General features: G+C 69.9%; 24 protein-coding genes. 20 read left to right on the top strand and 4 right to left on the bottom strand.

All coding sequences use genetic code 11. From position 1 onward, the window contains the following. A partial coding sequence (locus O3W51_RS44065; protein ID WP_331284151.1) for a relaxase/mobilization nuclease occupies positions 1–989 on the top strand: 989 nt, incomplete at its 5' end. A 13-nt stretch (positions 990–1,002) separates the two neighbouring features. Here O3W51_RS44065 and O3W51_RS44060 read toward each other — a convergent pair. After that, on the bottom strand, positions 1,003–1,134 hold the full coding sequence (locus tag O3W51_RS44060; protein ID WP_269289427.1) for a hypothetical protein: 132 nt from the start codon (positions 1,132–1,134) through the stop codon (positions 1,003–1,005). On the opposite strand from O3W51_RS44060, the gene O3W51_RS44055 reads away from it, so the two are divergent. The 19 genes from O3W51_RS44055 to O3W51_RS43965 all read left to right on the top strand — a co-directional run bounded on the left by O3W51_RS44055 (position 1,123) and on the right by O3W51_RS43965 (position 15,713). After that, positions 1,123–1,779 carry a hypothetical protein gene (locus O3W51_RS44055; protein ID WP_269289425.1) on the top strand — a complete coding sequence of 219 codons (657 nt, stop codon included), beginning with the start codon at positions 1,123–1,125 and terminating at the stop codon, positions 1,777–1,779. The two genes, O3W51_RS44060 and O3W51_RS44055, sit on opposite strands and share 12 nt — an antisense overlap. After that, on the top strand, positions 1,721–2,473 hold the full coding sequence (locus O3W51_RS44050; protein ID WP_164608238.1) for a hypothetical protein: 753 nt from the start codon (positions 1,721–1,723) through the stop codon (positions 2,471–2,473). Before O3W51_RS44055 ends, O3W51_RS44050 begins: the two co-directional genes overlap by 59 nt. Before the next feature lie 20 nt (positions 2,474–2,493). Beyond that, positions 2,494–2,901, top strand: a complete 408-nt coding sequence (locus O3W51_RS44045; protein ID WP_164608239.1) for a hypothetical protein — start codon at positions 2,494–2,496, stop codon at positions 2,899–2,901. A 277-nt stretch (positions 2,902–3,178) separates the two neighbouring features. After that, on the top strand, positions 3,179–3,559 hold the full coding sequence (locus O3W51_RS44040; protein ID WP_164608240.1) for a hypothetical protein: 381 nt from the start codon (positions 3,179–3,181) through the stop codon (positions 3,557–3,559). Continuing rightward, positions 3,556–4,359, top strand: coding sequence for a DUF317 domain-containing protein (locus O3W51_RS44035; protein WP_164608241.1), 804 nt, complete (start codon positions 3,556–3,558; stop codon positions 4,357–4,359). The genes O3W51_RS44040 and O3W51_RS44035 overlap by 4 nt, the downstream gene beginning before the upstream one ends. A 25-nt stretch (positions 4,360–4,384) precedes the next feature. Continuing rightward, complete coding sequence (locus O3W51_RS44030) at positions 4,385–4,744, top strand: hypothetical protein (RefSeq protein WP_164608242.1); 360 nt, start codon at positions 4,385–4,387, stop codon at positions 4,742–4,744. After that, entirely contained in the window at positions 4,731–5,579 is an 849-nt protein-coding gene (locus O3W51_RS44025; RefSeq protein ID WP_164608243.1) for a DUF317 domain-containing protein, read from the top strand. Before O3W51_RS44030 ends, O3W51_RS44025 begins: the two co-directional genes overlap by 14 nt. 271 nt (positions 5,580–5,850) lie before the next feature. Further along, entirely contained in the window at positions 5,851–6,171 is a 321-nt protein-coding gene (locus tag O3W51_RS44020; protein ID WP_239070675.1) for a hypothetical protein, read from the top strand. Between the two features lie 2 nt (positions 6,172–6,173). Further along, positions 6,174–6,947, top strand: a complete 774-nt coding sequence (locus O3W51_RS44015; RefSeq protein WP_269289420.1) for a DUF317 domain-containing protein — start codon at positions 6,174–6,176, stop codon at positions 6,945–6,947. 32 nt (positions 6,948–6,979) lie between these two features. Further along, positions 6,980–8,767, top strand: coding sequence for a type IV secretory system conjugative DNA transfer family protein (locus tag O3W51_RS44010; protein ID WP_269289418.1), 1,788 nt, complete (start codon positions 6,980–6,982; stop codon positions 8,765–8,767). A 59-nt stretch (positions 8,768–8,826) separates the two neighbouring features. Beyond that, entirely contained in the window at positions 8,827–9,405 is a 579-nt protein-coding gene (locus O3W51_RS44005) for a hypothetical protein (protein ID WP_164608246.1), read from the top strand. 239 nt (positions 9,406–9,644) lie between these two features. Then, positions 9,645–10,262, top strand: a complete 618-nt coding sequence (locus O3W51_RS44000) for a hypothetical protein (RefSeq protein WP_269289416.1) — start codon at positions 9,645–9,647, stop codon at positions 10,260–10,262. Further along, positions 10,259–11,008: a DUF317 domain-containing protein gene (locus O3W51_RS43995; protein WP_164608248.1), complete on the top strand. Its 750-nt coding sequence runs from the start codon at positions 10,259–10,261 to the stop codon at positions 11,006–11,008. The genes O3W51_RS44000 and O3W51_RS43995 overlap by 4 nt, the downstream gene beginning before the upstream one ends. Further along, entirely contained in the window at positions 11,005–11,136 is a 132-nt protein-coding gene (locus tag O3W51_RS43990) for a hypothetical protein (RefSeq protein ID WP_269289414.1), read from the top strand. The genes O3W51_RS43995 and O3W51_RS43990 overlap by 4 nt, the downstream gene beginning before the upstream one ends. Positions 11,137–11,238: 102 nt before the next feature. After that, positions 11,239–11,709, top strand: a complete 471-nt coding sequence (locus O3W51_RS43985) for a hypothetical protein (RefSeq protein WP_164608249.1) — start codon at positions 11,239–11,241, stop codon at positions 11,707–11,709. Between the two features lie 265 nt (positions 11,710–11,974). Then, positions 11,975–12,838 carry a hypothetical protein gene (locus O3W51_RS43980; protein ID WP_203674733.1) on the top strand — a complete coding sequence of 288 codons (864 nt, stop codon included), beginning with the start codon at positions 11,975–11,977 and terminating at the stop codon, positions 12,836–12,838. Next, positions 12,835–14,019, top strand: a complete 1,185-nt coding sequence (locus O3W51_RS43975) for a DNA cytosine methyltransferase (protein ID WP_164608250.1) — start codon at positions 12,835–12,837, stop codon at positions 14,017–14,019. Before O3W51_RS43980 ends, O3W51_RS43975 begins: the two co-directional genes overlap by 4 nt. Further along, positions 14,019–15,146, top strand: a complete 1,128-nt coding sequence (locus O3W51_RS43970; RefSeq protein ID WP_269289411.1) for a DnaB-like helicase N-terminal domain-containing protein — start codon at positions 14,019–14,021, stop codon at positions 15,144–15,146. The genes O3W51_RS43975 and O3W51_RS43970 overlap by 1 nt, the downstream gene beginning before the upstream one ends. Positions 15,147–15,203: 57 nt before the next feature. Continuing rightward, on the top strand, positions 15,204–15,713 hold the full coding sequence (locus O3W51_RS43965) for a hypothetical protein (RefSeq protein WP_203674735.1): 510 nt from the start codon (positions 15,204–15,206) through the stop codon (positions 15,711–15,713). Here the strand turns inward: O3W51_RS43965 and O3W51_RS43960 are convergent. From O3W51_RS43960 to O3W51_RS43950, 3 genes are all read right to left on the bottom strand, one after another. Next, complete coding sequence (locus tag O3W51_RS43960; protein ID WP_164608531.1) at positions 15,619–16,668, bottom strand: hypothetical protein; 1,050 nt, start codon at positions 16,666–16,668, stop codon at positions 15,619–15,621. The two genes, O3W51_RS43965 and O3W51_RS43960, sit on opposite strands and share 95 nt — an antisense overlap. A 935-nt stretch (positions 16,669–17,603) precedes the next feature. Then, positions 17,604–17,933: a helix-turn-helix domain-containing protein gene (locus O3W51_RS43955; RefSeq protein ID WP_269289410.1), complete on the bottom strand. Its 330-nt coding sequence runs from the start codon at positions 17,931–17,933 to the stop codon at positions 17,604–17,606. After that, positions 17,930–18,238, bottom strand: a complete 309-nt coding sequence (locus O3W51_RS43950; protein ID WP_443048405.1) for a tyrosine-type recombinase/integrase — start codon at positions 18,236–18,238, stop codon at positions 17,930–17,932. The genes O3W51_RS43955 and O3W51_RS43950 overlap by 4 nt, the downstream gene beginning before the upstream one ends. Positions 18,239–18,264 lie beyond the last annotated feature (26 nt).

Genomic DNA, 18,264 nt, shown 5'->3' with positions numbered 1-18,264 from the left:
CATGCCCTCATCGGCAAGGTGCCGCCGCCAACGAACACCGGGGCCACACCGACATGCGCTCGAATCTGTCGGCACACAGAATGCCCCAACTCACCGCCCACATCGGCATCTTGAGTGACTCTCAACATCCGGGGCGGCCGGTGATCTTCCAGGTCCACGAGCGCACCCATACCCCGCACGACCCGCTCACCGCGGCACTGGGCCGCCCGATCTCACCAGATGACGGGCTGACCGAGCACACCGTCGTCGCCTGCTGGCCGGGGCTCGACTCCTACACCCTGGATGACGAGCAGGCGACGTGGACGTCCGCCCAGTGGGCTCAGCACCTCGAAGACCCGCTGCTGGAGCACCCGTTCGCTGCCAGCCCGAACGACGACCGGCGAGCGATCCTCCACCTCGAAATCCGCCTCCACCGCGATGACCGGGTGCTGACCGGACCCCAATGGGCCGAGACCGCCCACCGCCTCGCCCGCGCCGCCGGCATCGAGATCCCCGGCGATGAGCACGGCTGTCAGTGGATCGCCGTCCAAGCCCAACCCGGCCGCCTCGACCTGATCGCCAACCTGATCCGCCTCGACGGCACCTGGAACACCCAGCCCGCCAACGTCCTGCAGCGCCTTTCGGTCGAAGCCCGCCGCATCGAAGGGGACCTGCGCCTGACCCCGGCACCCACCGCAACCCAGCCGCAGGCCCCCGCGCCTGTACCCACTGCCACAGGCCACCTCGCGAGCGTCCTGTCTCAGCTCGCCGACGAGCACGCCGGGCCGCTGGCCACGGTGCGCTCGCTCATCGAGCACACCGCCCACCGGATCGCCCGCCAGCCAGGAGCCACCAGGCCGGACACGGCACACCGCCTGGAGCTGATCGCCCGCCGGCTCCACGTCATCCAGCAGGACCTCGACACCACGGCAGCCCACCTGTCGTTCGTCCGCCCCAGCGTGGCCCCGGCACCATCCGCCGGCCGGTCCGCCACCCACCGATCACCATAGGAGAAACGTTCCTTCACCTCTCGCCGACCGCTTCCTCGACATCCGCCGCGATCCGCACTCCGATGAGGTCCTCGCCCGCGGCGGAGACGCAGGAGCCCACAGTGTTCTGCAGCGGGCAGGTTTCGTTCCCGTCGTGCGCGTCCACGAGACCTACCACCGCACCCCCACCGGTCTCGATCAGGACGAGGAATCCCGCCTCGCCGTCGGCGCTGTGGCCCGGCTGCGAGCCGCCGGATACCACGTCGACTGCGACGCGGACTTCGACACCGAAGCCCGGCCCGCCACATACCCGACACTCGGCGCCTCCGTGGCCCAGCTCGCCGAGCGGATCCACCAGGCCACCACCACCGAAGAGGCCGCCGACGCTCTCACCGAGCTGACCGCCGCGCACGACGGCATTCTCGCCGCCCTGGCCGAGGTCCTGACCGCCACCGCGGAGTTCCACGACGGCCTCGGCCAGGCCCCCGACCCGCACATCGCCCAACGGCTTCGCTACCTCGCCGACGAGCGCCTGCCCATCATCAGCGCCGACCTAGCCGCTACCCGCAACAGCCTTGCCGACCGCCACGCCCCGCACCCCGGCCGCAGCACCTGCACCCAACAGGTCCCCGCCACCGAACGTGAACGCTCCGCCGCGTGCGCCTGCCCGCCCCGCCGCGCACCGTGCCGGCCCCGCCACCACCCGTGTCCGCCGGTCTGCGCCGATGACACCTACCTCGCCCAAGGACACCATGTACGACCACGAAAACTCCGAGCGCCTCGCTTCCTACGCCGACATCGTCGCCGGTGAACTTCCCGGGACCTGGACCAGCACCTACCACTCGCCCCAGGACAAGGACGACCTCACCGAACTGACCGACCGCATCTGGGACCTGGACCTCATCGCCGCATCCCTGGCCGAGCATCCCCTCCAGCACGCAGCCACCCTGAGCCGCCCGGACGGCGCCCAGCTCGTCGTCCTGGACCGGCACGACGACCGCGGTGGATTCCTCATCGCCGCCGTCGCCCCCCGCACCCTCCCCGACGAGGCATACCGCGCAGTCGGTGAACCCAACGGCATCGCGCTGACCGACGACCCCTTTCTGAGCGCCGAAACCGTAGCGGGCGACCTGCTCTCCCGCTACGACACCGCCCTCGCCCAGATCAGGTACAACGCCCTGGGCGGCGTGCAGCCGTCCCAGGCGGACCGGGTCGTCCTGACCTGGCAGCAGGACGGCAGCCTCGCCGCCGCACCCGTCGGCGAGCAGGCCGCCGAAGTCCTGGCGGCCAACGGCTTCGTCAAGGACCCGAGCGGCATCTACCGTCTCAGCGGCGACGACACCCAGGCGCAGGCCCGCGCCGTGCGCGAGACCGGACGCCAGCTCGACGCCCAGGGCATCGGCACCGCCCTCCAGCACCCGTCGGGGCGGATCGCGCCCACCGCCACACCCGCGGTGCCGCCGGCGTCGGCTGCGACCCGTAGCCCGGCCAGCAGGAGCCGATAGGGCGACGGGAGGGCCCGTCGATGGCGAATCTGGCCGATGAGTACGGCACCGACGTCGAGGTCTACATCAAGGCCCTGACGACCACCATCCACGCCGACACCGCCACAGGCGCCCCCGGGCGACTCCTCGACCTGCTCGACCCGCTCGGTCTGGAGCGGCGGGAGGTCCGCACCGCCGGCCCCGTCTACACCCGGCACGTTGCGCCGCAACACCTCGACGCTGATGAGCAAAAGCGCCTGGCCATCCGCGCGATCCCCGCCCTGCTCCTGGCCGGGTACAAGGTCAACTGCGCCCCCGAGGTCTTCAACGAGGATGCCTACCAGCAGGCCGTACGCGAGATCCGCGCCAGCAAACCCGCTCCCGCGGCGCGGCACCTCGCCCCAGTCGCTTCCCCCAAGCGCCCTGCACCGTCCCCGCGCACCCCGTGAAGCGGGCCGGGGCGGTGCCGGAACCCCACCGGAGCCGCCCCGGCCCGCACCATCCGACCCAGCGGATTCCGGTAACACCCTCACGGCCCCGGCGATGTCCCCTCACCGCAAGCCACGCCTTGTGGCCGCTGTGTTCCGCGGCTACCTGCGCGCCTGCATCCCCGCTGGTCCCGCCTGCCCCTTACCCCTGGCCGACGCGCGATCCGAAGCCGTGCTCGCCGAGACGCTGCGGATCGAACACCTCGAACGCGACTGACTATCCCTGACCTGGAGGAACATGCCCGGCACCCCTTACCCGGTGATGATGGCCGATGACATCACACGCCAGCTCACCCAGCTTGCCGACCACCTCGCCCACCTGCCCCTGCGCGAGGCCACGCAGGTCATCGCCCGCGTCCTGGATCCGGACAACGGCCTCCTGGGCGGCGTCACCTACCTCTTGGCCACCAGCAGCAGGTTCGCTCAGCACGAAGCCGAACGCGGTGCGCTGCCGGCCGAGGTGTGGCTCGCTCTGGGCCGGGGCTCGAACGAACTCAACGACATCGCCCTGGACCTGGACGAACACGCGCAGACTCTCCAGCGCGTCGGCACGCAGCCCCCGTCCGCCACCGCGCAGCCGCCGTCCCCTTCGCCCCTCGTCGCCCGGCGGCGCCGGTGACGAGAAAGCAGACGCAAGGCTGGGGGGCAGTCGAGCAGCCCGAGCAGCACTACCTCGTCGAACCGCGCGGACTTGCGGGCGGTGGCGATCTGCGGCACGTCGCGGAGTTCCTGCGTGCTTCGGGATGGCGGGACAAGTCCAAGACGGGTGGCCCTTTGGTCATGGAGAGCCCGGACCGCACCATCCGCGTCGGCTATGACCCCTTCGTCCTGCCCGGCGGATGGACCATCCACGGCAAGGCGAACGGCCATCAGGGCGAATGGTGGGCTGTCCTTGGCCGGCAGACGCCGGTGGAGATCGTCGCCGGTCTAACCGACGCCCTCACCCAGCCCCGCTCCGCGCACGCCCCCAACGTGTGGGCGCCACTACGGGAACAGCGCTGGCGCCATGAACCCACCGCCGGACATCACACCGTGACCAGCCCCGACGGCAGTGCCTGGATGCAGTACCACCAGGCCGCCGGCGACAACGCGATGTGGTCATCGGGTGCGAAGGACCAGCAGGGCAACGGCTGGAGCGCCCAGTTCACCGCCAGCACCCCGATGCACCTGGTCCAAGCCTTCTCCACCGCGCTTTCCAACCCCGAGCCCGTGATGCGCCCACTGGGCCGCGTCCCGCACAGCACGCAGATCCGCACCACATCGGTTTCCGTACTGCCCTCCCAGCTCCGGGCTTGGCAGCAGGCACGCATCACCGCCGCGCGCGCCGCCTGGGCCCGCAGCAGCACCCCCCGTGGTAGCCGTCCCCGCACCGCGGCTCGACCCCACGCTCACGTCGGCGGCACCCGCACCCGCCGCTGAACCCCGAAGCCCCCCGAGGAGCCCGATGCCCGCACCCACCCTGGAATCCGTCCGTACCGCGACGCAGACCCTGTCCCGCCTGACCGCATACCTGCGCGACAAGCCCGACCCCAAGGAGGCGTTCGCCCTCGTCACTCCGCTGCTCGATGAGTACACCGGCATCCCCGTGCAGTTCGGCGACATCCTGCGCGCCTTCGCCCGTTCCCTGCTGGAAAACCCGGACACCCCGCGCAGCAGGGAGGTCAGTGTCCTGGTCGATGAGTTGCGTGCCGCCGCGTGGGAGCAGTCCGACCAGCACACCCTCCACTACTCCTTGGACCACGTGCGGGCCCTGATCGACAGCGCCGCTGAGACCAGGCCGGGGGCGCAGAGTGCCGGTAAGTGAACGGCAGCTCGCCGCCGTCGCCGAGGTACACGCCTGGCGGATTCCCTTCGATACCAGTCCGCGTCATCTTGCCGGCCCCGGCGATGTCCGCCACGTCACCCACGGCCTGGCCGCCGCCGGATGGACCTCCACGTCCGACCCGCTGAGTGCCGAGATCATCCTGCGCAGCCCCGACCACCACTACAGCCTGCAGTTCGACCCGCAGTCCTCCACCTCCGCGTGGTGGCGGCTGCGGGCCGAGCCCACCGCCCCCCAGCAGGGCTGGTACGCCGAGTTCGGTGAGCTCGTTCCTGCCGAGGTCCTCGCCGGCCTCACCGACACCCTCATCGCTCCCCCTTCGGGCGAGTCGGCCACCCTCCAGCCGGTGCTGGAAGGTGCCGGATGGATCATCGACGGCCGCGGGGTTGCCTACTCCGACCCGTCGGGGTGCAGGGTGGAGCGCCGGGCGGAGAACGGCACCGGCACCGTGCCCTGGCGGGAACCAGAGCGTGTGTCCTGGCAGATCGAGGTCCGCGGCGACGACGAACTCACGGCTCGCGGGCCCCGTCTGTGGCACGCCTGGTTCGACGGCCACGCACCCGAACACCTCGTGACCGCGTTCGTCACCGCGCTCATCGATCCCGCCCCGCTGCAGCGCGCCATGTTCGACCGCACCGCCCACTACAGCGCCGTGCAACAGCCCAGCCCGCTGACTCCGCAGCAGGTGGTCGACGCGCACACCACCCGTATCAACACCATCCGCGCGCAAACCCGCGCCGCCCGCCGCCAGAAGCAGCCGACACCCGCGACGGCCCCGGCGACGCCGGCCACCGCTCGTCCGGCCTCTCACCGCTGACCCCGACAGGACCCTCCCCATCTCCCCCGATACCACCGCTGACCGCGATCTCCTGCAGCATCTCGACGACTACCTGAGCGACAGCAAGAACATCTACGACGCCTGGGACGTCTACTCCGACGAGCACACCGACCTCAACGGTTGGCCTCACGACGACCACGCCTACGGCACCCGCCAGCGCCAGCGCGACGCCGACACCGCCGAGGCGTTCGAGACCGTCCGCGCCGGCGCCCGCCCCCTACTGGCCACAGCCGAAGCGCAGCTCAGGACCATGCCGACCAGCGTGGTGCAGCACCGCTGGGCCTATCAACTGGGTCAGCTGCGCTCCGCGGTCGAGCTGCTCGACGCGTTGCACGAGCAGTGGGTGCGCACCCGTGACAGCCTCCCCGCCGACGCCCCGCCCGGTACCCTTCCGTTCGACGAAGCCCTCGCTGAGTACCACGCCGAATCGTGGAGCTACCTCGACGACTGGGCCACCCACGGTCACGTCCTCCACGAGATCAACACCGCTGCCCAGCACACCCCCTCCCCTCTGGCCCCACCGCCGGCCAAGGCCCCCGCACCCGGCCGGCCCGCCCGAGTGCGGAGGTAGCGGTGTCCCCGGTGCCTGAGAGCGTCGAGGTCGCGTTCATCGCGCCGCGCCATCTGGCCGGCGGCGGTGACCCAGCCTGGGTCACCGTCCCCCTTCACCGCGCCTGCGGCTGGAGCTACGGCCAGGACCCCTTGATGCCGCGCGTCATCCTCACCAGCCCCGACCGCAAGGCCCTCCTGCGCCTGGAGCCCGATCCCGACGGACAGTGGTGGACGCTGCACCACGCCCCGGAACCGGACCGGCCGGCCTGGTACGCGAGTTTCGGCGCCCGCACCCCGGTGGAGATCATCGCCGCATTCACCGACGCCCTCACCGACCCGCAAGCAGGCACACCCACCGAGGCCGATCCACACAGGCCCCTCACAGCCGCCGACTGGCGGCACGCTGGCGGTGACAAGGCGATGACCTCCCCTGATGGTCTGGCCCGCGCGGAGCACTTCGTCAACAGCACCACCGACTGCTGGTTCGTCACCACGGTGCTACCGCAGGGCCCCTTGTGGGAGGCCCGTTTCGGCACCCATACCCCGCCGCACCTGATCGCGGCGTTTACCGCCGCGTTGGCCGACCCCACTCCTGTGCCGCGCCCTACTCCCGCTCACGGAGGGTCGGGTCGCGGCACTCCCTTGGTGATCGGGACCACGCAGGAGATGCCCGTCGAGCGCGTTGCCTTCGCCCTGGAAGAACGCATGCGCGCCCTCGTCTCCCGTCGCGCAATCCCGGCGAATCCCTGTGCCCCGCAACAGCCGCCAGCAGCCTCCAATGGCCGCAGCCGCTGATCCCTCCGTCCCCGCCTGGAAGTACGTACCTCTTGCCCCCTTCCTCGAACGCCTCCACCGACGGGTACGACCTCGCCTTCCGGCTGCTGCTGGGAGTCTTCGCCGTCGTCGTGCCCCTGTCGAACCTCGCCTGGCTGTCCGGCAACATCACCGCCCACCTCACCGGCGCCCCCTGGGCGCCGTACCAGCCGACCACCGCCCTGCTCCATCCCGAACAGCTCTGGCCGCACGCCGCAGAAACGTCCCTGCTGATTGGCACTCGCATCGTGCCGGGTCTCCTCGTCCTAGCCCTCGCAACAGTCGCCGGCCTCCTGTGGGCCCGGCACAACAACCGCAACGGCGGCCGGAAGAAGATCACTGGTATGGCCAAGGCCCGGGACATCGAGCCGCTCATGGCCAAAGCGATCACCGACAAGGCCCGGTCGCTGCGGCCGAGTCTGAAGGACGCCAAGCGCATCGACGCCCAGGACACCGGGATCCTGCTCGGCAACCTCCAAGGCACCCGGCACGAGGTGCGGATGGGCTTCGAGGACGTCGCCGTCGCGATCATGGCCCCCCGCTCCGGCAAGACCACCTCGCTGGCCATCCCCTCCATCCTCAACGCACCCGGCCCGGTCCTACTGACCTCGAACAAGGCCGCCGGTGACGCCTTCACCGCCGCCTACGACGCCCGCACCCAGGTCGGCCAGGTGTGGACCATGGATCCGCAGCAGATCGCTCACGCTGCCCGCGACATGTGGTGGAACCCCCTGGCCAGCGCGAGGACCCTCGACGGCGCCGGCCGCTTGGCCGGTCACTTCCTCGCCGCGAGTGTCGACGCCAGCGCCCAGGGCGACTTCTGGTCCAAGGCCGGCAGCAACATCCTGAGCCAATTGCTCCTCGCGGCGGCGCTCGACGAGCGGCCGATCACCGACATCATGCAGTGGCTCGCGTTCCCCGCCGACCGCACCCCGCTCGACATCCTGCGCGACCACGACTTCACCGCCGTCGCAGCCCAGCTCAAGGGCACCGTCGAAGGACCACCGGAGACCCGCGACGGCATCTACGAGACCGCCCGCCAGTACGCCGCCGCCCTGCTCAACACTGAGATCGCCGCGTGGGTGACACCGCAGAAGGACGTCGCCGAGTTCCGGCCCGCCGACTTCGTCACCTCCACCGACACGCTGTTCCTCCTCAGCAAGGACGGCGGCGGCGGCGCCTCCGCGCTGATCGCGGCGTGCGCGGACTCGGTGATGCGGGCCGCTACCACCCAGGCCGAGCGCGCCGGAGGACGTCTCGATCCGCCGATGCTGGCGATCCTCGACGAGGCCGCCAACGTCTGCAAGATCAGCGACTTGCCGGACCTGTACTCCCACCTCGGCAGCCGCGGCATCATCCCCCTCACGATCCTGCAGAGCTACCGCCAGGGCCAGAAGGTCTGGGGAGACGCCGGCATGGACGCCATGTGGTCCGCCTCCACCGTGAAAGTCATCGGGGCCGGCATCGACGACCCGGACTTCGCCGACAAGCTCAGCAGGTTGATCGGCGACCACGACGTGGAGACCACCTCCACCTCGCACTCCGAATCCGGGAAGTCCACCTCCGTGTCCATGCGGCAGGAACGGATCCTGCCCGCCGACGCGATCCGCGCCCTGCCCAAGGGCAGCGCCCTGTGCTTCGCCACCGGCATGCGCGTGGCCATGCTCGACCTGCGCCCCTGGTACCGGGAACCCGGCGCCGCCGAACTATCGGCCGCCTCCGCCCGCGCGTCGAAGGCCATCACCGGCCGCGCCATCGCCAAGCACGCACCGAAGCAGTCCGACTTCGGACCTGCCGCGTAGCTCTCCGCCCGCCCCTCACCAACCGGGCATCTTCGCCCTCCCCTTGTCTGGAGTTCGGATTGCAGTTCATCGACCTGGCGGAGCAGACCCGCCTCTTCGGTCAGGTGGCGCTCACCTTGGAATCGTTGCGAGCGGACGTGGAACAGGTCCACGCCGGAGAGATCTCCAAGCCCGTCCGTGAACTGGCTCCCCTCGCCGTGCGCGCTCAGGAACTGGCGACGAGCTGCACGCAGCAACTGGCCACCCTCTCCACCAGCCAGTACGCGGCCATGCACAACGGACACGAGAACCTGGCTGAAGTCGCGGAGGTCTGCGCCCAGGTGTCGCTCGCCGCCGCCATGTGCACCCTCGCCATCCACACCCGCACCGAAGTACTGCTGTACGCGGACGCCGATGAGACGCCCCAGGCGAGCCGGCGCGTCCTGACCGATGCCACCGAACGGATGGACGCCGCAGCCGCGGCGTACCGCGGGCTGGCGCAACGGCTTTCTCGTCGCCTGGCCTCCACCGCAGCCCAGCGACAGGACCAACGGCTCATCGACCGTGCCCTCGCCGGCCCCGGAATCACCACCACCGCCTCCACCGCCGTCGCCCCCGGCCCGCCGGCCCCCGTGCCGGCACCAGGGCGCACCCGCTGACCCCGACGTATCGGAGCCCCACCATCACCCTGCGCCCCATTGATCTGCCGCTGCAGATCGGCCAGCTGCGGCAGCTCGGTGTCGACTTCGCCGCCCTGCACACCACGCTCACGGCACTGGATGCCCGACCGGGCAGTGAACTGCTGCAGCAACTCGGCCCGAAGATCCTCGCCATCCACGAACTGACCGGCCGCACCCTGGTCCAACTGTCCGCTCTCGACGGCAGCCAGTACGCCGCTGTGCCCGGCAGCCGATCCTCCCTGGAAGCACTCAGCGAAGTCGTCGCCTCCGCCTGCTTCGCCGCCTCGCAACTGGCGAGGGCCGTGGCGGACAACCCGCTCGAAGCCACCACCTTCGCCGGCGGTCCGCCCAGCGATGACGCAGCCCTGCGCCAGGCCCGGCACGCGGAAGCCGCACCCCTCCTGGCCGAGAACTTGGCCACCGCCGCCCACCACCTCAAGCTGTGCGCGACCTGCTGCCACTACACCGCCTCCGGGATCACACGCGACCTCCAACGCACCGCAAGCACCAGCGCCGGCCGGCCGGTACCGCACCGGCTCAGCGACACCCAGTACCAGGCGCTGCGCTCCCTCGCGCAGGGAGGGGCGACGATGCAGACGCGAGGCCGTGGCTCGACCATGGTCTGCACACCCGACCTCACCGTGATCACCATCGCCACCTTCCAGTCCCTGGACAAGCGCGGGCTGCTGCACCTCGACACCTCCGTACCCCCGTACAAGGGGCGGAGCATCACCGTCACCCCCGAGGGGCACCACGCACTGGCCCATCACTCAGCGAGCCAAAGTGCGGCCATCACGCCGTCCGCTGCGGCAGCGACCAAGGGGCCGCGTCGATGACCGAGTTCAACCCCGATGAACGGGTCATGGTCTCTCCGCGGCACCTCGCCGGCGGCGGGATGAACAAGTTCAACGATGTGATCGGTCCACTGATCCACCTGTTCAACTGGCGCTACGAACACAACCCGAGCACCGGGCGGATCGAGATCGACAGCCCCTGCGGCAGCGTCTTCCTCGACTTCGAGCTGAACCGGCAGGACGGCATCTGGTGGGAAATCCGGCACCACGAGCCGAACTGGACCGCCCGGTTCAGCCGGCAGACACCGGCCGAAGCCATTGCCGCAGTCACACAAACCCTGCCCCAACTCCTCGGCGACACCCGGCACGCCGATCGCATCCCGCTCACAACCAGCACTCTCACCGACACTGCGGAGGCCAACGGCTGGAGGATCGTGCGGGCGGGGCCGGTCACGCTGTTCACCTCCCCCGACGAGCACTGTCACCTGCGCCACGAGCCGGACACCGAGGTGCCCTGGCGGTTCGAGCACTCGCTCTACGAGGGCTTCGACACCGAGTGGAACGCCACCTTCACCCGCGATACCCCCGAGCGCCTGGTCGCCCAGTTCTTCGCCCACCTCGCCAGCGACGTACCCGTCGAACGGGTCTTCAACGAGGTCCCGTTCCTGGTCCAGAACAGCGACAGCACGCTGATCACACCCGTGAGCGGTGCCGCGGTCAGCCCCCACGCCCACCACGCCGTCGCCCAGGCCGCCCGGGCGCACGCCAACCGACACCCGCGACGATGACCGCCACCCCCACCATCCTCGAACGCCTACTGGCCCTGGGTGCCGACTGCACCCGCCACCACGACGCGCTGAACAACCTCGCTCTCCTGCGCGGCCCGGACCCCACCGCACGCAGCGCGGCCCGCTGACCACCCCACCTGGGAGCCACCACGCCCTCCAACCCACCCACGGCACATGACCTCGCCCGCGCCCTCGCCGACCAGATCCACCCCGACGCCGCACCCCGAGACGTGATCGTCAGCTTCCACGTCTGGCCGCAGGCCGCAGCCGAGTTCGGCCACCGCTCCCGGGGCGGGCCCGTCACCGCCTTCGCAGCGTCCCTGCACGCCCACCTGTTCGGCCTCCCCGCCGACACCGAACCACTGCCCGCCGCACTCGACGCACTCCTGCAGCACACCCGCACCGCGACCAGCCCAGAACAGCAGACCGCGATCCTGCGACAAGTCGCTGAACAGCTCCGCAACGCCGCCGACATCATCCGGGACTACCAGTACACGGCCCAGTGGGAACGCCTCCCCCACGACGTCGCCGAACAGCTCCGTCAAGCCCGAGCCCAGGCCCAGCAGATCGCCCAGACACTCGACCAGGTCGCGCCCGCCTTCGGCAGTCGGCCCACGGGCGCCGTGCCCGGTCCGCAACCAGGCGCGAGCACCGTTGTCCCCGTCACTACCTCAACTCCCGCAGCAGGACACCGCCGCTGACCGCAGCAACGACGCCGCCACCAGTGGCCTCGTGCTGGGCTCGTCGGGCACCGCTGCGGTGCCTCGGGCGAACGCCACCGTGATGGGCATCCCCGGTCCGGCTCCCCATCAAGGCCGGCCCCACGAGGAGAGCGCAACCGTCACCGCCTTCGCCCGCCCGCCCCGCACGGCCGCGCCGCCGCCCTCCTCACCATCAGGACTCTCTATTTCCCCGATACCGCAGTTCCGTGCCATCTCCCTCGGCGCAGGAATTCAGTCCAGCGCCATGCTCGCCCTCTCCGCCGAGGGCGTTCTCCCGAAGGTTGACTACGCCATCTTCGCCGATACCGGCTGGGAGCCCCGTGCCGTATACACCCATCTCGACCGACTCGTAAAAGAGGTCGCTGAACCTGCCGGAATACCCGTGCTACGAGTCAGCTCCGGGAACATTCGCAATGACGCGCTCGACCCCGATCACCGATTCGCTTCCATGCCGCTCTACATCCTGAACAAGGACGGAAAGCAAGGCATGACCCGACGCCAATGCACGGGCGAATATAAGATAAAGCCAATCAAGAAGAAGGTCCGCGAACTTCTCGGATACCCGTACCCGCAGCGCATTCCCAAGGGTGTCTTCGTCGAGCAATGGGTCGGGATATCCACGGACGAGTTCCACCGTGCCAAGGATGCCGACGTCCGCTACATGCGCAATCGGCACCCGCTCATCGACATGGGCTGGTCGCGCGGCGACTGCATCCGATATCTGAAATCAATCGGTCTCGCCGACACGCCGAAGTCATCGTGCCTTGGCTGCCCATTCCATGGAAATGCGCAGTGGCGCAGCATTCGCGACAGGAGCCCCGAGGAGTGGCAGGACGTCGTGGAATTCGACGCCGCTATTCGCCAGGGCAACGCCCGCGCCAACGCGACGGGCAACGCATTGCTCGGCCAGGCATTCCTCCATCGCTCGCGCGTGCCGCTCGGGCAGGCGCCGATCGACCACGTCACCGCCGCCGAGCGGGCCGCCCTGCAGCCCGAACTGGGTGACGCGGACGAACTGGAGAACGGTGTTGTGGACGGATGCTCTCCCTGGGCGTGCCGGGGAGATGCGGACGGGCCGACGCAGGATGACTACGGGTTGGCCACTTGATTCTGGACCTTTTTGCGGGTCCGGGTGGTTGGAGCCGGGCGCTGATGGTGCTCGGTGTGCGGGACGTCGGTCTGGAATGGGACGAGTGGGCCTGCAAAACCCGTGTGGCTGCCGGGCAGTGGACGGTGCGGACCGACGTGGCCAGGTATCCGACGTGGCCGTGGCTCGGCCGGACCCGCGGGTTGTTGGCGTCGCCTCCGTGTCAGGCGTGGAGTATGGCCGGTAAACGCCTCGGCCTGCTGGACCAGCCCCTCGTGCACGAGGCCGTCGCGCATCTCGCCGTCGGCCGCGATATCCGCGAACGGCTGCTGTTCGCCTGCCGGGACCAACGCTCCCTGCTGGCGGCCGAGCCCATGCGCTACCTGCACGCCCTGAACACCGTAGGCGAGCCGGAGTGGGTCGTCATGGAGGAAGTCCCGGACGTTCTGCCTCTGTGGAAGCAGTACGCCGCCGTGCTCCGAGGCTGGGGGTTCTCCGTGTGGTGCGGAATCTTGAACGCGGCGGACTACGGGGTGCCGCAGACCAGGAAGCGAGCGATCCTTCTGGCCTCCCGGATCCGCACCGCTGAGCCGCCTGCGCCCACGCACGCCCGTGTCGCCGAGCAGGAGAGTCTGTTCGGTCCGGGCCGGACCGGCTGGGTCAGCATGGCCCAGGCACTGGGATGGGGTGCCACCGACCGGCCCGTTCCCACCGTCTGCGCCGGCGGCGGACCCGGAGGCGGCCCCGAACCCTTCCCCTCCGGCTCCCGAAAGACCCTCGCCAACGCCCGGGACTGCGGCACCTGGACGCCCAGACCCCCGGAGATCGGCCAACGGTCCCGTCGGGACGCCGAGACACGCTGGGCGTGGTCCCTGCGGAGCAACAACCAGGCCAACGCCACCATCCGATCCATCGAGGAACCGGCGGGCACCCTGTTCTTCGGGCACCGCGCCAACGAATGCACCTGGGTCGCCGAACCCCCCACCACCCACCCGCCGGGCGCTGTCCCGGAGCCGATCCGGATCACCGCGCGTGAGGCCGGGCTGTTGCAGACCTTCCCCGCCGACTACCCCTGGGCGGGCAACAAGGGCCAGCAGTTCTCACAGATCGGCAACGCCGTCCCCCCGCTGCTCGCCGCCCACCTCCTCGCCCCGCACCTGAACGTTCCGCTCAACCCCGACGACTTCACCCTGGCCGCCTGATGCCCCACACCCCCAAACCCGACGAGGACGCTCTCGACGCCGTCGCTCCGCCGCACCCGGTCTTCCACGTCGAGCAAGCCCTCCTCGGCGCCTTCCTGCTCGAACCACAACGCCTCAACGAGGTGACCGGGGTCGGCCCCGACGCGTTCTCCACCGCCGCGCACGCCGCCCTGTTCGCCGCGATCAGCTCCCTGCCGGCCCCTGACCCGGCGGAGCACGCCACACACCCGCAGTGGCTCGACACCGTCCTTGCCACCGCCCGCGAGCAGGCGCCCGGGCTGACCGCCGCCTACCTGCACAGCCTGATCCAGGTCTGCCCGTGGCCCCCGCACGCGCCCGCGTACGCGCGGATGATCGAGGCGGAGCACTGCCGACGCCGTCTGGCCGCCGCCGCCCAGCGCCTCGTGCAGAGCGCCCACGACACATCACTCCCCCTGCGCGTGGCCTCCACCTTCGACGAGACCGACGCCCTGGGCGGCGTGCTGGACGACATCGCCACCCGCTTCCCACCGCACGCAGGATCCCTGCCCCGCACCCCCACGCCACCGCAGGCCACCACCCACGACCAGGACGCACTCGACGAGGCAAGGCTGTTGCTCGCCACCGCGACCGCCCACCCCAGCAGCATCGAGCAGATGCGCTGGCTGACGCCCGGCGACTTCACCCACCCCCTGCACGCGGGGCTGTGGCAGTGCCTGACCACTCTGATCCGCCGCGACACACCGGTCGACCCCGTAACCGTCCTGTGGGAAGCACAACACCGCGGCCTTCTCGGCGCCGGTGCCCAACCCCGGGAGCTGCTGGAGCTCCTTGCCGGGCCGGTCGGCTCCCCGGAGCACTGGGGTGAACGAGTCCTGCAGCGCTCCGTGCTGGCCGGCGCCCATCACCTCGGCCGGCGCATCGAGGCATTCACCCATGACCCGGCCAACACGCCGTACCAGCTCGTCGTCGGCAGCCGCCGCGCACTCGCCGACCTGACCGCCGTGTGGACCCGCTGGCAGCACGCCACCACCGAACCCGCTCCCACGACCCGACCGGCGCGCACCAGGACCGCGACAAGCACGGCCGCGCCCCGGGCCGGCCCACCGCCGACCACCGCCCTGCCCGCTGCACGCACCCCCCGCTAACCCCCTGACCGCCAGACCCCTCCAGTCCAGCACACCGAAATCGAGAGCACTTCTGCCGTGACGACACCCTCCATCGACGCGCACGTTCGCCTCGACGTCCACCCCACCCACTCCAGCGCCGTCACCGCCACCCTGACCGGTCCGCAGACCCACATCCCGCACCTGGGTCTGGAAGCCGCCGACTGGCATGTGGTAGCCGACAACACCCTCGTCCTGGTCCGCATCGATCACGAGGAGCCCTACTGGGCCCAGGACGCCGCGCGGCAACTGGCCGCCGACGGAATCGCCGTCGAGATCACCCCCGCGCTACGCACCGCGATCGACGAAGAGTGGACCTGGGCCAACTACCCGATGCCCTGGTGCACCCGCACCGAGATCCGTGAGGTCTCCAACGAGGCCCAGAAGATCCACGACGACATCCGCCACGGCCACCTCCTGATCCACGCCCACGCCGAGGAACTGGCGGGGAGCGTCATTCGGAGCGCGCGCTATTCGTCGCCGTGCGCCGCGCGGCGAGGTAGGCGCCCCAGTCAGGTGCCGCTCGTCGGTGCCATTGCTCTGCCGTGATCACGTGCATGCCGGTGATGGAGGCCAGGACGGCAGGCGGCAGATCCTGTGCGAGGTTCAGACAGGCAGTGACTCGGGATGGTTTGGCTCTGATGCCGTGGATGTTGAGCCGTCGTTGGAGGGTGCTGACGGGCATGGGGCGGCCCGGATAGCTGCCCCGGAAGAGCCACGTCCCGGCGTCCTTCCTGCCGTACTCGGTGGCGAGCTGCTCGACGAGGGTGTCGAGCGGTGGGGGCAGAGGAACGGGCTGGCGGTCGAGGAGGAGTCGGTTGTTGCCTCCGGAATGCTGCCGGATGTCGTTGCTGGTGAGAGCGACGATCCGGCTCAGCGGTTGGGCGTAGAGGTGGACCAGGGCGCCCGCGACTTTGACGTCGAGTGGCAGCTGGTCGTCGTGAAGGCACTGCTGCAAGACGTCCCAGTGGACGTCCTCGTCGAGTCCCGCGGGATCAGGTTTGCCGCGGTGCGGGACCAGAAGCTTTCGTGCGTAGCCGCGTCGGGCTGCCCAGACGAGGAAGTCGCGGACGTTGTATTGAGTGCTCTTGCCGCTGGCCAGCCAGTCGTCCACGTGCTCTTGCGTGACGGTGTCGAGGGCCTGGCCCTGTTCTTCGGACCAGGCGAGGAAGCGTGCGGCGCTGTGGATGCGGGCGCGGGCCCACTCTGTGATGTGGTCTGTGGGACGTCGTGTGCGGGCCCGCCTTCGCAGGCGAGGCAGGACGCTCCAGCGGACGTAGGTGCGCAGGACGGTTTCGAACTGGGGATATTTCGCCACGACGATCCCCAGTCGCAGCTCGATCTGGGCGAGGTGTTCGTCGCGCGGGGGAAGACTGCCAGCGGCGACCAGGATCTTGCGCATGTGGCCTGTGGCGATGTGGTGGCCGGCGAGGAAGGCGTCGTCCAGAGCTTCGTGGCTGAGCGGCTTCCCCGTCGCGGTGAGGTCGATGAAGAGTTTCCGCACGTTGGATTGGCGCAGCCACTGCAGGGCGGATCTGCCGTTGTCGGTGTCGGCGACTGCACGCCGCAGGTGTTGGAGCTGGTCGGCGGCTTCCGCGGGAATGATGGCCAGGGTCCGGACGAGCTGGTCATCGATGGCGCATGGGTAGCAGGTCCCTGGGGTGGAGGCTCCGCCTGGGTTGTTGCAGCGTGTGCAGCTGTAGTCGGTGGAGTGTCCGGCGCAAATTCCGCAGAGCGCATGGCCGCCGGCATTTCCGACCAGGGCACGGACTCTTCCGCAGCGATGACACGGCCCGGGCTCGTCCAGGCGACGGGCGTAGCACCGTTTGCAGGCCGGTCCTCGGGGCCAGTTCACCGTGACAGGAGAGTTCCGACCGCAGAACGCGCAGGTGGTGGACTTTCGGGTTTGGCAGCCGTTGCAGAGAAGGCGGTTGCCGTCCCTGGCCGAGATGTAGCAATAGGCGTGTTTGCCGCACTTGGTGCATGTCTTCTTCGGTGCGTCGTGCCCGTAGTAGCAAGCCTGGCAGACGCCGCGGGCCGGACAGGGGCGGGTCTTTCCGCACCGTCGGCAGACGGCAACGGATTCCCGGTATCGGGCCGTGGCCCCGCAGCTTCCACAGATCCGGCCGCCGGAAACAAGGTGGACGAGCAATCGGAAACGGCCGCACTGCGTGCAGGCGGGCCGACGCGCGTCGGTGCGGCCGACCTCGATCAGTCGCCAGATGATCTTCTGAACCGAGACGATCGCTTGCGGGGAACCGCTGGTGAGTGCGGTCGGATGGGTGTCCAGGTGTCTGCGGGCTGCCGATCGGGCCTGAGGTGCCAGATCAGCGACCACAGCGGCGGCCGCCTCCGGCATCAACCCTCGGCATCCGAGCAGGATTTGCTTGGTCAGCGCCTCGCGTGTCGCGGTCGCAGCGGGCCCTTCGGACCGTCGGCTCACAGTCCCTCCGGTCGACGGAGCTGGGTGCGGCGCGTCGGCGGGGCCGCGGCCGCGGTTTCGCCAGTGGCGGTGGGCTTGGCGACTTGCTGGCGGACCTCGACGACCTCGATCAGGTCGTTCGGGGTGCAGGCCAGGACGTCGCAGAGCGCGGCCAGCGTGTCCATCGACAACCGCTGGGGTGGCTGTGTCACGAGCCGGTAGACCTGTTCCCGGGACAAGTGGATGCCGCGTTCGGCCAGCAGTGGCACGAGTTCGGTGGTCTGGAACATGTCCTGCGCGGCCATCAGCTTGCGCAGGTTCCAGCGCACTCCCTTGGTCTTGGTCACCGAGTACTTCCCATCGTCGTGTCCGGACGTCGTGTGCTCGGCCGTACTTGTTGACGCTGCAGGTGGGCTTCCAGCAGGCGGTTCCGGTACTCGTCCGAGACCCAGGTGTAGAGCGCGGTGGTGGACCCGTGCCGGTGTCCGACCTGGTCCTGGACGAACCGCTCGGGGTAGCCGAACTCGATCAGGTGCGTCACGTAGCTGTGCCTTGTCTCCGCAGAGGCCGTGTGCAGAGATGTCGGTGTCGCTATTCGCTGGGTGGGCTCGCGGGTGCGTTTGCGACCCGGGTGTTGAGCCTGTGTAGCGATTCGATGGCCATGGAGTGACTGGCATC

It is taken from the genome of Streptomyces sp. H39-C1, assembly GCF_027158125.1.
GTDB lineage: Bacteria > Actinomycetota > Actinomycetes > Streptomycetales > Streptomycetaceae > Actinacidiphila > Actinacidiphila fildesensis.
The sequence above is the reverse complement of the archived record's forward strand: the minus strand, read 5'-3'. Positions and strand labels throughout refer to the sequence as shown.

What these genes read in the sequence shown, in the direction of transcription:
- O3W51_RS43970 (WP_269289411.1), top strand. Translation starts at nt 14,019, where the DNA reads ATGCCCCACACCCCCAAACCCGACGAGGACGCTCTCGACGCCGTCGCT.
- O3W51_RS44030 (WP_164608242.1), top strand. Translation starts at nt 4,385, where the DNA reads ATGCCCGCACCCACCCTGGAATCCGTCCGTACCGCGACGCAGACCCTG.
- O3W51_RS43995 (WP_164608248.1), top strand. Translation starts at nt 10,259, where the DNA reads ATGACCGAGTTCAACCCCGATGAACGGGTCATGGTCTCTCCGCGGCAC.
- O3W51_RS44045 (WP_164608239.1), top strand. Translation starts at nt 2,494, where the DNA reads ATGGCGAATCTGGCCGATGAGTACGGCACCGACGTCGAGGTCTACATC.
- O3W51_RS44040 (WP_164608240.1), top strand. Translation starts at nt 3,179, where the DNA reads ATGCCCGGCACCCCTTACCCGGTGATGATGGCCGATGACATCACACGC.
- O3W51_RS44020 (WP_239070675.1), top strand. Translation starts at nt 5,851, where the DNA reads ATGCCGACCAGCGTGGTGCAGCACCGCTGGGCCTATCAACTGGGTCAG.
- O3W51_RS43990 (WP_269289414.1), top strand. Translation starts at nt 11,005, where the DNA reads ATGACCGCCACCCCCACCATCCTCGAACGCCTACTGGCCCTGGGTGCC.
- O3W51_RS44050 (WP_164608238.1), top strand. Translation starts at nt 1,721, where the DNA reads ATGTACGACCACGAAAACTCCGAGCGCCTCGCTTCCTACGCCGACATC.
- O3W51_RS43980 (WP_203674733.1), top strand. Translation starts at nt 11,975, where the DNA reads ATGCTCGCCCTCTCCGCCGAGGGCGTTCTCCCGAAGGTTGACTACGCC.